The following is a 13,138-nucleotide window of genomic DNA, read 5'->3' as shown; positions in this document are numbered from 1 at the left end:
GGCTTTTCTCCTAGCCTGCCGGAACCGCTACAGCGCCGTCACCATGCCGGCGCTGGTGTCGCGGACTGCTTCAACGGTGTTGCCATCGAACCCAATTGCGGGCAGTTCTGATCAAGCCACCACTTCGATCGGGTCACCGATGTGCACGGTGTCGAAATACCAGGCGGCGTTGTCCGGGCTGAGGTTGATGCAACCGTGGCTGACGTTGGCATATCCCTGTGAGTCCACCGACCACGGCGCTGAATGCACGTAGACGCCGCTCCAGGTGACGCGCACCGCATAGGAGGCGGTGATCTTGTAGCCGTCCGGCGAACTCAATGGAATCCCGATGGTGCGCGAATCCATCACGACGGTACGCTCTTTGCCCAGCGCGGTGAACGAACCGATTGGCGTCGGACGGCTGGGTTTGCCCATCGACGCCGGCATCGTGCGCAACACCTCGCCGTCGACGCTAACCGTGAATGTATGCGCGGAAATCGAGGCGACGGCCAGCACTTCCGAGCCAGTCTCGAAGCCGGTCGACAGGCCGTGCACGTCGACGGCCACGTGGCTGTGCGACGGCCAGTAACTGTCGGGAATGAATTGGACGACGTCGTCGTCCACCCAGTGGAAATGCGCCCTCGTGTGCCTGGGCGAACTGACTTTGATTGTGCGCTCGATGGCGGCACGGTCGGTGACCGGTCCGGTGAACGTGACGACGATCGGATGAGCCACACCCACCGTTTGACCGTTGGCAGGCTGGATCGACGCGACCCCGACGGCGGGGTTGGGCGGCGCAATCGCGGCCATGCTCGGGCTGGCCGAGCCCGCCACCCCCATCGCGGCAACAGCCACCGTGGCCAACACATATCGAACCGCTTTACGCACGGTCTTCACCCTCCGCGATGGTGCGATCGACCGCACCGCATTTTGTTTTCATACATCTACCCGTCCAGGGTACCCAGCAAACCCAAGACAAGCCCGACATCAGCCGTTATGCAGGCCTGACCGCTGGGCGGTAAACCGTTCGCAAGGTCACGGCCGCCTGCGGAGCCGATATCGAACCCGCCGGAATAGTCGCAGTGGGCACGCCTTGTGTTACACCGAAGGTTATGAGCGATCCGTACACATGTCCGCGGGCGGGTTCAGCGGCGTTGGTGCTGATCGATGTGCAGCGGGACACCTATGCCGACGACGGGCAACTGCGCGTCGACGGAACCCGGGAAGCGATCCCGGCAATGGCGCGGCTGGCTGCGGCGTTTCGCGAACGCTCGCTCCCGATCGTCCATGTCGTTCGGCTTTATCGGCCGGACGGTTCCAACGTCGACCTGGTGCGGCGGCAGTCGGTCGAACACGGTGCCCAACTCTTGGCGCCCGGTAGCGCGGGGTCGCAGATCGCACCGGAGTTGTTGCCCAAAGCTGTTGAGTTGGACCATGAACTGTTGCTGCGCGGCGGTCTCCAACAACTGGGCACTTATGAGCACGTGATGTACAAACCCCGGTGGGGCGCTTTCTATCAAACCAGCCTCGAACAACACCTGCGTGACAGTGGCAGTGACACCGTGGTTTTCGCGGGCTGCAATTTTCCGAACTGTCCGAGGGCCTCCATGTACCAGGCGTCCGAACGCGACTTCCGGGTCATGTTGGTGTGTGACGCAATGTCTGGCCTCTACGACCAGGGCATCGAGGAATGCCGTCGAATAGCTGTTGATGTTCGGGATTCGTCGGCGGCGTTGGTGTGGCTCGACGGGGAGCTGCCGTGACTCGCAACAAGCTGGTCGGCTCGGCCGCCGAAGCGGTCGCCGACGTCCCCGACGGCGCCAGCCTGGCCGTCGGCGGCTTCGGATTGGCCGGCATCCCATGGCTTCTCACCGAGGCGCTACTGAGCCAGGGCGCCGGCGACCTGACGATCGTGTCCAACAACTGCGGTGTCGACGGCGCCGGCCTGGGGCTGCTGTTGGACGCGCATCGGATCAGCCGGGTGATTGCCTCGTACGTGGGCGAGAACAAAGAGTTCGCCCGCCAATACTTGGCCGGCGAACTCACCGTCGAGCTCACCCCGCAGGGCACCCTTGCCGAGCGGTTGCGCGCCGGCGGCAGCGGCAGCGGCGCGTTCTACACCCCCACCGGCGTCGGTACCCTGGTCGCCGACGGTGGGCTGCCGTGGCGCTATCGCGCAGACGGCAGTGTCGCATTGGCCTCGCCGCCCAAGGAAGTCCGCAGCTTCGGTGGCAAGCAGATGGTGCTCGAAGAGGCGATCGTCACCGATTACGCGCTGATTCGCGCCGCAGTTGCCGACAAGGCCGGCAACTGTCGGTTCCACGCGGCGGCCCGCAACTTCAACCCGCCGGTCGCAATGGCGGGCCGTGTCACCGCGGTCGAGGCCGAGCGGATCGTCGATGTCGGCGAACTGCGCCCCGACGATGTGCACCTGCCGGGCATCTTCGTCCATCGGGTTGTCGCGCTGACTCCAGAACAGGCTGCGCGCAAGTACATTGAGAAACGCACTGTCCGGCGGGCGAGACGACAATGACCTGGACCCGCGATGAAATGGCCGCCCGCGCCGCACAGGAATTGCGCAACGGCGATTACGTCAACCTTGGCATCGGCCTGCCGACGCTGATCGCTGACCACATTCCCGACAGCGCCGACATCACAGTGCACGCCGAGAACGGCATCCTGGGCGTCGGCCCATTCCCGTTCGAGGAGGACGTGGACCCGGATCTGATCAACGCAGGCAAACAGACTGTCTCGGTCCTTGCGGGTGCGTCATTCTTCGATTCCGCGACCAGTTTCGCCATGATCCGCGGCGGTCACGTCGACGTCGCCGTGCTGGGTGCCATGCAGGTCGCGATGAACGGCGATCTGGCCAACTGGGCGGTCCCCGGGTCGATGGTGAAGGGAATGGGTGGTGCGATGGATCTGGTGGCCGGTGCCCGCCGGGTCATCGTCCTGATGGATCACGTCACCAAAGCCGGCGCCGCCAAACTGGTTTCCACCTGTCAATTGCCACTGACCGGGCGTGGTGTGGTCAGCCGGATCATCACCGACCTCGCCGTACTGGACGTGTCGGGCACCGGCTTCACGGTGGCTGAACTGGCGCCGGGCGTGGAGATCGCCGACGTCGTCGCCAAGACCGACGCGCCGGTGTGCTAGCCGGCGGCCTTCACTCGGGTAGCCGCTGACTCGGGCATCGGTTCATACCGCGCGAACGACCGGGTGAAGGAGGCAGCGCCGTGCGACAGCGAGCGCAGATCGATGGCGTAGCGGGTCAATTCCACTTGGGGCACTTCGGCTTTCACGACCGTTCGGTCGCTGCCGGCGGTGTCGGTACCCAGTACGCGGCCGCGCCGTCCCGACAAATCACTCATCACCGCGCCGACGAGATCGTCGGGTACCAACACCGAGATCTCGTCGATCGGCTCGAGCAGAGCCACTTTGGTCGCCGCGGCGGCTTCCTTGAGTCCCAGTGAGCCGGCCATCTGGAACGCGAAATCCGACGAGTCGACGCTGTGTGCCTTGCCGTCGAGCAGTGTGACCCGGATGTCGACCACCGGGTATCCGGCATGCACACCCTTTTCCATCTGCGCGCGGACCCCCTTCTCCACGCTCGGAATGAACTGACGCGGCACTGCGCCGCCGACCACCTTGTCGACGAACTCGAAGCCCGAGCCCTCTGGTAGCGGTTCCACCTCGACGTCGCATACGGCATATTGGCCGTGCCCGCCGGACTGCTTGACGTGGCGGCCGTGGCCTTTTGCCTTGCCGGCGAACGTTTCCCGCAGCGGCACCCGCAAGGCCACGGTGTCCACCGTCACGCCGTAGCGGTTGGCCAGGCCGTCGAGCACGACGCCGGCGTGCGCCTCGCCCATGCACCACAGCACGACCTGGTGGGTCTCGGGGTTCTGCTCGATGCGCAGGGTCGGATCCTCGGCGGCCAGTCGGCCCAGCCCGACCGAGAGCTTGTCCTCGTCGGTCTTGGCGTGCGCTTGGATCGCGATCGGCAGCAGTGATTCGGGCATCGTCCACGGTTTGAGCACCAGTGGTTCGGCCTTGTCGGAGAGGGTGTCACCGGTCTCTGCCCGGCTGAGCCGGCCGATCGCGCACATATCGCCGGCCAATACGACCGACGCGGGCCGCTGCTGTTTGCCGAGCGGAAACGACAGCGTGCCGATGCGCTCGTCCTCGTCGTGGTCGAGGTGGCTATTCCCGTCACCAAAAAAAGATGCAAAATGGCCCGACACGTGAACCGTCGTGTCGGGCCTGATGGTCCCGGAGAACACCCGGACCAGACTCACCCTGCCGACGTAGGGGTCCGACGTCGTCTTCACCACCTCGGCAAGCAGCGGCGCATCGGCGTCGCAGGTCAACGTGACGTGCGAGGCGCCCTGCGGGGTAAACACCTCCGGCAGCGGATGTTCCAGCGGAGACGGAAATCCGCGGGTGGCAATCTCCAGTAACTCCAGCGTGCCGACGCAGGTTGCGCTGCACACCGGGATCACCGGGAAAAACGAACCCCTCGCGACCGCCTTCTCCAGGTCGTCGATGAGCACCGACTCGTCGATTGTCTCCCCGCCCAGGTAGCGTTCCATCAACGATTCGTCCTCGGACTCCTCGATGATCCCCTCGATCAGGGCACCCCGGTGTTCTTCGATCTGATCGGCATACGCGGGGTCCGGTGAATGGGTGGTTCGCTTGCTGCCGTCATACTCGTAGTGAGTCTGGGACAGCAGGCCGATAAGACCGCTGCCGGCCGGCAGGTACAGCGGTAAAACCTTGTCACCGAACGCTTCTTGAGCAGCCGACAGCGCGTTCTGGTAGTTGGCGCGGGCATGGTCGAGCTTGGTGATGACCACCGCCCGCGGCATACCGACCTGGCTGCACTCCTGCCAAAGCGACTTGGTCGGCTCGTCGAGAGCCTCGTTGGCGGCGATCACGAACAGCGCGCAGTCCGCGGCGCGCAGACCGGCCCGCAACTCGCCGACGAAGTCGGCGTAGCCGGGAGTGTCGATGAGGTTGACCTTGATGCCGTCGTGTTCCAGCGACGCCAGGGCAAGCCCCACCGAGCGCTGCTGGCGGATCTCGGCCTCGTCGTAGTCGCACACGGTGGTGCCGTCGGCGACGGTTCCGGGTCTGGACAGCACACCGGACGCGACAAGGAGGGATTCGACGAGGGTCGTCTTGCCGCCGCCGGACGGGCCGACCAGCACCACATTGCGTACGGCGGCCGGACTGTCCGCGGTGGGCGCGGATCCGGCTCCTTGGGAAGTATTCGCCTTGTCTGCCATGACGGGTTTCTCCTCATACGCCGCGCCTCGGGCCTACTAGGTCACCATTCTCTTTGCGTCCGCGCAGCACAAGAGGAGAATTCAGGCGTGCCAGCTGCTCCAGCGGCTCACCGCAACCGCGATAACCGGGCCGTTCAACGGAACCGATTGATACTGGGAGTATTTGGCGCGCAGCAGGTTGTAGCCCAGCTGTAGCGTGTCGTCGTCGCGGTGGATCGCCGCGATTCCGTCGATGCGGACCCACCACAACTGTGCCCAGTCGTCGCTGTAGTGGTCGGCGAGCACACTCACGTGTGGGCTGTTCTCGATGTTGGCCAGTCGGCGCAACTGCATCGTGCTCTTTGGCTTCGCGTCGACGGCGGTGTAGACGACCTCGTCGCGCACCGCGAACACCACCGGCACCAGGTGCGGCGTCCCGTCAGGTGCGACCGTGGCCAGCCGGGCTACCGGCGCGCCCGCGAAGCGGGCCTTGGGGTCGAAGTCGACCACCAAGCCAGCCTAGGGGTGGGCTACGCCGCTCACCAGCAAACCGTCGCGATCGCCGAGACCGGCCTGGGCCGTTTGCCCGGACGGTGCCGTGGTTACTCCCTATCGCGTGTCCTGGACCCGGATGCGGGCTACGGTGAAGTGGACTAGTTCGCGCCGTCGCAATCCGACGCTCGGAGAATTCGGGTGGGTGTCCACCTTGCAGGAGGTAGCGGGATGAGCGGATCACACCGCCGAACGCCCTGGTGGCGGTCGTGGTTACTCGAGGTGGCGGCGGTGGTGGGACTGGTCGTGGCCTTGGCGGCTCCGGTAGCGCCGGCCTACGCCGCGCCGTTGGCGCCGCCCGGTCCGTCGGCGCCGCCGGCCGACCCGTTGGCGACTGTCTCGCAGGTGGGGCCGCAGATCGTCGACATCGACACGAAGCTGGGATACCAGAGCGCGGTCGGCGCCGGGACCGGCATCGTGATCGATCCCAGCGGTGTGGTGCTGACCAACAACCACGTCATCGCGGGTGCGACCGACATCAGCGCCAGAGCCATCGGCAACGGGCAGACCTATCCAGTCGAGGTGATCGGCTATGACCGCACCCAGGACATTGCGGTATTGCAACTCGGCGGCGCGGCCGGATTACCGGTCGCCAATATCGGTGACTCGTCGGCGGTAAAGGTCGGCGATCCGGTCGTCTCGCTCGGCAATGCCGGTGGTGTCGGGGGAACGCCGAGCGCCGTGTCCGGCAAAGTTGTCGCGCTGAACCAAACGGTGTCGGCGTCCGACTCGTTGACCGGTAGCTCCGAGACGCTCAACGGTTTGATCCACGTCGATGCTCCCATCCGTCCCGGCGATTCCGGGGGCCCCACGGTCAACACCAATAACCAGGTGGTCGGCATCAACACCGCCGCATCCGACAACTACAAACTCGGCGGCGGTCAAGGTTTCGTGATTCCGATCAATCAGGCCATGGCCGTCGCCGGGCAGATCCGCTCGGGGGCTGGGTCGCCGACCGTGCACATCGGCCCGACGGGTTTCATGGGTGTCGGGGTCAACGACTCCAGCGGCGGTGCGGGTGCGGCGGTGCTGCGGGTGGTGTCGAATGGTCCTGCCGCCCAAGCCGGGATCAGCCAGGGCGACGTGATCACTTCGATCGACGGCGCCCCGGTCAACTCGGCGACCGCGTTGACGAATCTGCTTGACCAGCATCATCCCGGCGACACCATCAGTGTGGGTTTGCAGAATGGTGGTACTCAGCGCACGACTAACGTGACGCTGGGGGAAGGGCCGCCCGGCTGATATCAGTGCAGCTGACACATCGTCGGCGGGGCTCAAATCTGGGGCGCTGCAGATGATTCCGTGCGTCCGACGGAGGGTACGCATAAGACTGTGGATTTGACGAAAGAGGCACACGAACACGATCCGTCCGAGGGCAGCCGCGTCGAGGCGGGCGTCGTCGAGCATCCCAGTGCTGACGATTTCGCCGACGCCCGGGTGATGCCCGCTGACCCAACGTGGTTCAAGCATGCAGTGTTCTATGAGGTGTTGGTACGGGCGTTTTTCGACGCCAACGCCGACGGCTGCGGTGACCTGCGGGGGCTCATCGACCGGCTGGACTACCTGCAATGGCTCGGCGTCGACTGCATCTGGCTGCCACCTTTTTACGACTCCCCGTTGCGCGACGGCGGATACGACATCCGGGACTTCTACAAGGTGCTCCCGGAATTCGGCACGGTCGACGATGTGGTGACGTTGGTCGATGCCGCTCACCGGCGGGGTATCCGGATCATCACCGACCTGGTGATGAATCACACCTCTGACTCGCACCCATGGTTTCAGGAGTCCCGGCGCGACCCCGACGGCCCGTACGGCGACTACTACGTCTGGAACGACACCAGCGACAAATATCCCGATGCGCGGATCATCTTCGTCGACACCGAAGAGTCCAATTGGACTTTCGACCCGGTACGGCGCCAGTTCTATTGGCACCGATTCTTCTCCCATCAGCCAGATCTGAACTATGAGAATCCGGCCGTGCAAGAGGCGATGATCGACGTGCTGCGTTTCTGGCTGGACCTCGGTATCGACGGGTTCCGGATGGATGCCGTGCCGTACCTCTTCGAGCGGGAGGGCACCAACTGCGAGAACCTGCCCGAAACTCACGCCTTTCTCAAACGCGTCCGCAAGGTGGTCGACGACGAATTTCCTGGCCGGGTGCTGCTGGCCGAGGCCAACCAGTGGCCCAGTGACGTCGTCGAGTACTTCGGCGACGCCGGCACTGGTGGCGACGAGTGCCACATGGCGTTCCATTTTCCGCTGATGCCCCGCATCTTCATGGCGGTCCGGCGGGAGTCGCGGTTCCCGATTTCGGAGATCCTGGCGCAGACGCCGCAAATCCCGGACATGGCGCAGTGGGGCATCTTCCTGCGCAACCATGACGAGTTGACGCTGGAGATGGTCACCGACGAAGAGCGTGACTACATGTACTCCGAATACGCCAAGGATCCGCGGATGAAGGCCAACGTCGGCATCCGCCGCCGCCTGGCGCCGCTGCTGGACAAGGACCGCAATCAGATCGAATTGTTCACCGCGTTGCTGCTGTCGCTACCCGGCTCACCGGTGCTCTATTACGGCGATGAGATCGGCATGGGTGACGTCATCTGGCTGGGGGACCGCGACGCGGTGCGCACCCCGATGCAGTGGACACCGGACCGCAACGCCGGCTTCTCCGCCGCCAACCCAGGCCGGCTGTATCTGCCACCCATCCAGGACCCGGTTTACGGATACCAAGCCGTCAACGTCGAGGCACAGCGGGACACCTCGACGTCGCTGCTCAACTGGACTCGCACGATGTTGGCGGTGCGGCGGCGTCACAAGGCTTTCGCCGTCGGGACTTTCAACGAGTTGGGCGGGTCTAACCCCTCGGTGCTGGCGTATGTGCGGGAAATAGAAGACGGCAGTGGGGACACAGTGCTGTGTGTCAACAACTTGTCGCGCTTCCCGCAACCCATCGAGTTGAACCTGCAGCACTGGGCTTCCTACACGCCGGTCGAACTGACCGGGCAGGTGAATTTCCCCCCCATCGGTCAGTTGCCGTATCTGCTGACCTTGCCGGGCCACGGGTTCTATTGGTTCCAGCTGTCTGAGTCAGAGGAGACGCCATGAATTTGCCGTTCGCCCAATGGCTTCCCCAACAACGCTGGTATGCCGGACGTCGACGCGAGATCGCCGCCGCTGACCCCAGCCGGATCGTCGGCCTGCGTGAAGACCTGGACCTGGTACTCGTCGACGTCACCTACACCGACGGTTCGTCGGAGTGCTATCAGGTGATCGTCAACTGGGGCAGCGGACCGGTTGCCGAATACAGCGCGGTGGCCACCATCGGCACCGACAACGATCGCACCGCCTACGACGCGCTCTACGATCCGGATGCGGGCCGATTTCTGTTGTCGCTGATCGATTCGTCGGCGACGCGCGGCAAGGTGACCTTCGCCAAAGAGCCCGACGTCAAGCTGCCCCTGGAGGCGTGGCCACGGGTGGCGGACGCGGAGCAGAGCAACACCAGCGTGATTTTCGAGCAGGACGCCATCTTGAAGGTGTTCCGCCGGGTCAGCAGCGGCATCAACCCCGACATCGAGCTGAACCGCGTACTGGGCCGCGCCGGCAATCCGCACGTAGCCCGATTGCTGGGTTCCTACGAAACGGAATCGGAGGGGCTGCCCTGTCCACTGGGCATGTTGACCGCCTACGCGGCCAACTCCGCGGAAGGTTGGGCGATGGCCACCGCCAGCGTGCGTGACCTGTTTGCCGAAGGCGACCTGTACGCCCACGAGGTCGGCGGCGACTTCGCCGGCGAGTCCTATCGGCTCGGTGAGGCGGTCGCGTCGGTACACGCCACGCTGGCTGAGCAGCTCGGCACCTCGCATGCGACGTTCCCGCTGGAGACAGTGCTTGGGCGGCTGGCGACGACGGCTGCGACAGTGCCCGAACTGGAGCAGCACGCCGCCGCGATCGAGCAGCAGTTCCGCGAGCTCGCCGGGGAGAGCATCAACGTGCAACGAATTCACGGCGACCTGCATCTGGGGCAGGTGTTGCGTACCCCGGAGTCGTGGCTGCTGATCGACTTCGAGGGGGAGCCGGGTCAGCCGCTGGAAGAGCGGCGGGCGCCGGACTCCCCGTTGCGCGACATCGCAGGTGTGCTGCGGTCATTCGAGTACGCCGCCTGCGGTCCGCTGGTCGATCAGGCCGACGACAAGCAGCTCGCCGCCCGCTCCCGCGAGTGGGTGGAGCGCAATCGCAGCGCGTTCTGCGACGGGTACGCGGCCGCGTCTGGCGTCGACCCGCGCGCTTCGGCGGCGCTGCTGGCGGCCTACGAGCTGGACAAAGCGGTGTATGAGACGGGCTATGAATCCCGGCACCGGCCCGGCTGGCTACCCATCCCGCTGCGGTCGATCGCCCGGCTGACCGCCGCCTGACGCGGCGATCGCAAACTCGGCGGAGCCGAGTGCAGCGGGTCGCCGTTAAACGTACGCGGCGATCGCAAACTCGGCGGAGCCGAGTGCAGCGGGTCGCCGCAAAACCTGATCCGCCCACACTGCACGCAGTTCACTTATCTGGAAAAATGTCCGACGTGATGGTTGGACTTCGTCGGATGTACGACAGCGAAGCCAAATTGTCGTGGGTGTTGGCCGCGCTGGCCGGACTACTGGGAGCCACGGCTTTTTCCCATTCCGCCGGATACTTCGTCACGTTCATGACGGGGAACGCCCAGCGCGCGGTGATGGGGTACTTCGCGGAAGAACAGTGGGCGGCGTCCTCGCCGTGGCTGGCAGTATCGGCAACCTTGTTGATGGTGGCCTTTGTCGCCGGTGTGATCAGCGCGTCGTTCTGCCGGCGCTACATCTGGCCGAGACGGCCACACGGCGCCACCTTGCTGACCACGCTGGCGCTCGTGCTCGCTACCGTGCTCGACCTCATCCTGTTGGGTGGCCCCGAGCTTCCATTGCCCTTTCCGCCGATCCTGTTGGTGACCTTCGGAGTCGGCGCGCTGAACACCACCTTCGTCAACGAAGACGGCGAAACGTCGATCGGCTTGAGCTATATGACGGGGACGCTGGTCAAGCTGGGTCAAGGAATCGAACGGCACTTCCACGGGGGACAGCTCACCGACTGGCTGGGATACTTTCTGCTCTTTGCCAGCTTTATCATCGGCGCTGCGGTGGGCGGGTTTATCAGCCTGGTCGCCGGCGGTACCTACATGCTCGGGATCGCCAGCGTGGTGTGTGCGCTGGCCACCGCATACACGTTTTTCTATGCCGGCCGTCGCGCTCTGTGGACCTAAAATCGCGAAATCGCCACTGCCAACGCACATTCGGTACGGGTGAGTGCCGTATCTATTGTCAGGTGCGGCGTGGGGTGACCAATCGCCCGCCTGTGACGAGGGATGCGGATTGCTTGAGCCGTTGTGCTCGGACGCTGATGTCGTAGCCGTCGACATCAGCGATGGCCGAGAGGTTTTCGGTCAGGTAACGGTAGAGATCGTCGGCGTCGCGGCAGATCACCACGGCCATCAGGTTATTGCGGCCGCTGACGGCAGCGGCGAAAGCGACCTCGTCATGAGCTGCAATCTGTTCGCCCACACGGTGGATGTGTTGTGGTGCAATCGTGAGCCACAACATCGCATTGAGGTGAAAACCGAGTCGCTCACCCAGCACGTCGACGTCATAGACCAACGTGCCCGAGGCTTCCAGCGCCGCAACGCGCCGAGCTACCCGTGCCATCGACCATCCGGTCCGTTCGGCCAAGAGTGCCTGGGTGGCGCGACCGTCTTCGGCGAGCGCGTCTAGGAGCGGACGGTCCTGCGCGGTAGGGGTGATCAGCCGCCCGGGCACTACCTGACCGACCGGTTCGCCCAGAATCTGCCGCGTCTGCTCGCTGCTCAGCTTGTGACCGTAGCCGGTCCACTGTGCTGTCGCCGGTTGACCGAATGCGTGCAGCACAAGGTCGACGCTGACGTCGATCACGGAGGTGGTCCGTGGAAGTTGTTGCAGCAGCGGGCGTTCCCGACGCTCGCCGACCGGCGCGCGGATGACGCACACCAGCTCGGTCCAGCCCGAGAGGATATTGGCATGGGTGACCTCTGGGCGCCGCGCCAGCGCGTCGCCCAGCTGGGATATGCGGTCGGGTTTGGCGCGGATGCGGGCAATCCACTGTGCTTCCCCGTAGACCCGGGGATTCACCAGTCCGACGACGCGCACCACGCCGGCGCGACGCAACCGCTGGTAGCGGCGGGCGACGGTTTGCTCGGATGCCCCGACGACCCTGGCGATGCGGCGAAACGATACCCGCGGCGACAACTCCAGCGCGTGGAGGATTTGCGCGTCTAAAGCATCTGCCATGCGTAAAGTATGCGGAGTTTTCCAGTTCCGAGATGATTTATCTCGGTTTCGAGCTCGCATATAGGCATTACGGGGCGGTCGCTGCAAGTCTGGGCGGGGTGGTCGAACCAGGCCGGCGTGAAAACGAAAGGACTGCTATGCAAATCGGAATCGGCTTGCCGAATCATGTCGCGGCGGTGCCCGGCTCGTTGATCTCCGAATGGGCGCACCGCGCCGAGCAACGCGGATTCGCCAGCGTGGCCAGCATCGACCGCGTGGTTTATCCCAGCCTCGACTCGATCGTCGCCCTGTCCGCTGCGGCCGGCGCTACCCGCGACATCGGCCTCGTAACCAACGTCCTACTGGCCCCGCTGTATCCCGCCGCATGGTTGGCGAAGCAGCTGGCCAGTTTGGCCGACATTGCCGGGAACCGGCTCACGCTGGGTCTAGGGGTGGGCCGTCGCACCGACGACTACACCGCCACCGGCGCGGACTTCCATCAACGCGGGCGAGTTTTGGACCGGACCGTCGAGTTGATGCGTCGTGCCTGGCACGCCGACGTGGTCACCGGTGACGTACCACTGTGCCCAGCGCCTGTGCGGATTCCGGTGTTGTTCGGCGGGGCGTCACCATCGACTCTGCGGCGGGTGGCGACGGTGGGGGATGGCTGGGCCGCGGGCGCTGTCCGCGACTATGCAAATCAGTCGTCATTCGCCGACGAGGTGCGCGATGCCTGGCAGGAGGCGGGTCGCGCGGGTAAGCCGTGGCTGAACGCCAGTGTGAATTTTGCATTCGGCGACGCGGCGACAGTGGAAGCCGCGCACGCCAATCTGCGCAGCTACTACGGCTTCGTGCCCGAGTATGCCGAGCGCAACGTTGCGGACATGCTGACCTCGGCGCAAGACGCGGCGAGCACCGTGCGCGCCTACCGCGACCTCGGCTTCGACAGGCTGCTGTTTCACCCGAGCGTCGCCTCGCTCGACCAGCTCGAGCACCTGGCCGACGCGGTGCTGTGAACGC

At 64.9% G+C, this 13,138-nt stretch carries 12 protein-coding genes; 8 read left to right on the top strand and 4 right to left on the bottom strand.

Going from position 1 to position 13,138, the window contains the following annotated elements; translation table 11 throughout:
• Positions 1-111: 111 nt before the first annotated feature.
• Positions 112-867: a L,D-transpeptidase gene (locus tag AC5Y5W_RS11310; protein ID WP_500009570.1), complete on the bottom strand. Its 756-nt coding sequence runs from the start codon at positions 865-867 to the stop codon at positions 112-114.
• A 224-nt stretch (positions 868-1,091) separates the two neighbouring features.
• Here AC5Y5W_RS11310 and AC5Y5W_RS11305 point away from each other — a divergent pair, with 224 nt between their 5' ends.
• Genes AC5Y5W_RS11305 through AC5Y5W_RS11295 form a run of 3 tightly spaced genes read left to right on the top strand, consistent with a single transcriptional unit; the run spans position 1,092 to position 3,135 of the window.
• Positions 1,092-1,742 carry a cysteine hydrolase family protein gene (locus tag AC5Y5W_RS11305; RefSeq protein ID WP_500009477.1) on the top strand — a complete coding sequence of 217 codons (651 nt, stop codon included), beginning with the start codon at positions 1,092-1,094 and terminating at the stop codon, positions 1,740-1,742.
• On the top strand, positions 1,739-2,512 hold the full coding sequence (locus AC5Y5W_RS11300) for a CoA transferase subunit A (RefSeq protein WP_500009475.1): 774 nt from the start codon (positions 1,739-1,741) through the stop codon (positions 2,510-2,512). The genes AC5Y5W_RS11305 and AC5Y5W_RS11300 overlap by 4 nt, the downstream gene beginning before the upstream one ends.
• A complete protein-coding gene (locus AC5Y5W_RS11295) occupies positions 2,509-3,135 on the top strand; it encodes a 3-oxoacid CoA-transferase subunit B (RefSeq protein WP_500009474.1) in 627 nt (208 codons plus the stop codon). Before AC5Y5W_RS11300 ends, AC5Y5W_RS11295 begins: the two co-directional genes overlap by 4 nt.
• Here the strand turns inward: AC5Y5W_RS11295 and AC5Y5W_RS11290 are convergent.
• Positions 3,132-5,267: an elongation factor G-like protein EF-G2 gene (locus AC5Y5W_RS11290; RefSeq protein WP_500009473.1), complete on the bottom strand. Its 2,136-nt coding sequence runs from the start codon at positions 5,265-5,267 to the stop codon at positions 3,132-3,134. The genes AC5Y5W_RS11295 and AC5Y5W_RS11290 overlap by 4 nt on opposite strands.
• An 81-nt stretch (positions 5,268-5,348) precedes the next feature.
• Positions 5,349-5,756 carry a TIGR03668 family PPOX class F420-dependent oxidoreductase gene (locus AC5Y5W_RS11285; protein ID WP_500009472.1) on the bottom strand — a complete coding sequence of 136 codons (408 nt, stop codon included), beginning with the start codon at positions 5,754-5,756 and terminating at the stop codon, positions 5,349-5,351.
• A 213-nt stretch (positions 5,757-5,969) separates the two neighbouring features.
• On the opposite strand from AC5Y5W_RS11285, the gene AC5Y5W_RS11280 reads away from it, so the two are divergent.
• The 4 genes from AC5Y5W_RS11280 (at position 5,970) to AC5Y5W_RS11265 (ending at position 11,082) form a co-directional block, all read left to right on the top strand.
• On the top strand, positions 5,970-7,040 hold the full coding sequence (locus tag AC5Y5W_RS11280) for a S1C family serine protease (protein ID WP_500009471.1): 1,071 nt from the start codon (positions 5,970-5,972) through the stop codon (positions 7,038-7,040).
• Positions 7,041-7,130: 90 nt separating this feature from the next.
• The gene (treS, locus tag AC5Y5W_RS11275) at positions 7,131-8,906 is read left to right on the top strand and encodes a maltose alpha-D-glucosyltransferase (protein WP_500009470.1); all 1,776 of its coding nucleotides are present in this window, start codon (positions 7,131-7,133) and stop codon (positions 8,904-8,906) included.
• Positions 8,903-10,216 (top strand): maltokinase N-terminal cap-like domain-containing protein, encoded by a 1,314-nt coding sequence (locus AC5Y5W_RS11270; protein WP_500009469.1) that lies wholly within the window; start codon positions 8,903-8,905, stop codon positions 10,214-10,216. The genes treS and AC5Y5W_RS11270 overlap by 4 nt, the downstream gene beginning before the upstream one ends.
• A 176-nt stretch (positions 10,217-10,392) precedes the next feature.
• Positions 10,393-11,082: a DUF1275 family protein gene (locus AC5Y5W_RS11265; RefSeq protein WP_500009468.1), complete on the top strand. Its 690-nt coding sequence runs from the start codon at positions 10,393-10,395 to the stop codon at positions 11,080-11,082.
• Positions 11,083-11,140: 58 nt separating this feature from the next.
• Here the strand turns inward: AC5Y5W_RS11265 and AC5Y5W_RS11260 are convergent, their stop codons facing one another.
• The gene (locus tag AC5Y5W_RS11260) at positions 11,141-12,139 is read right to left on the bottom strand and encodes an Lrp/AsnC family transcriptional regulator (RefSeq protein WP_500009467.1); all 999 of its coding nucleotides are present in this window, start codon (positions 12,137-12,139) and stop codon (positions 11,141-11,143) included.
• Positions 12,140-12,276: 137 nt separating this feature from the next.
• On the opposite strand from AC5Y5W_RS11260, the gene AC5Y5W_RS11255 reads away from it, so the two are divergent.
• A complete protein-coding gene (locus tag AC5Y5W_RS11255; protein ID WP_500022305.1) occupies positions 12,277-13,134 on the top strand; it encodes an LLM class flavin-dependent oxidoreductase in 858 nt (285 codons plus the stop codon).
• Positions 13,135-13,138 lie beyond the last annotated feature (4 nt).

This window comes from Mycobacterium sp. NGS51 (assembly GCF_059812525.1).
The sequence above is the reverse complement of the archived record's forward strand: the minus strand, read 5'-3'. Positions and strand labels throughout refer to the sequence as shown.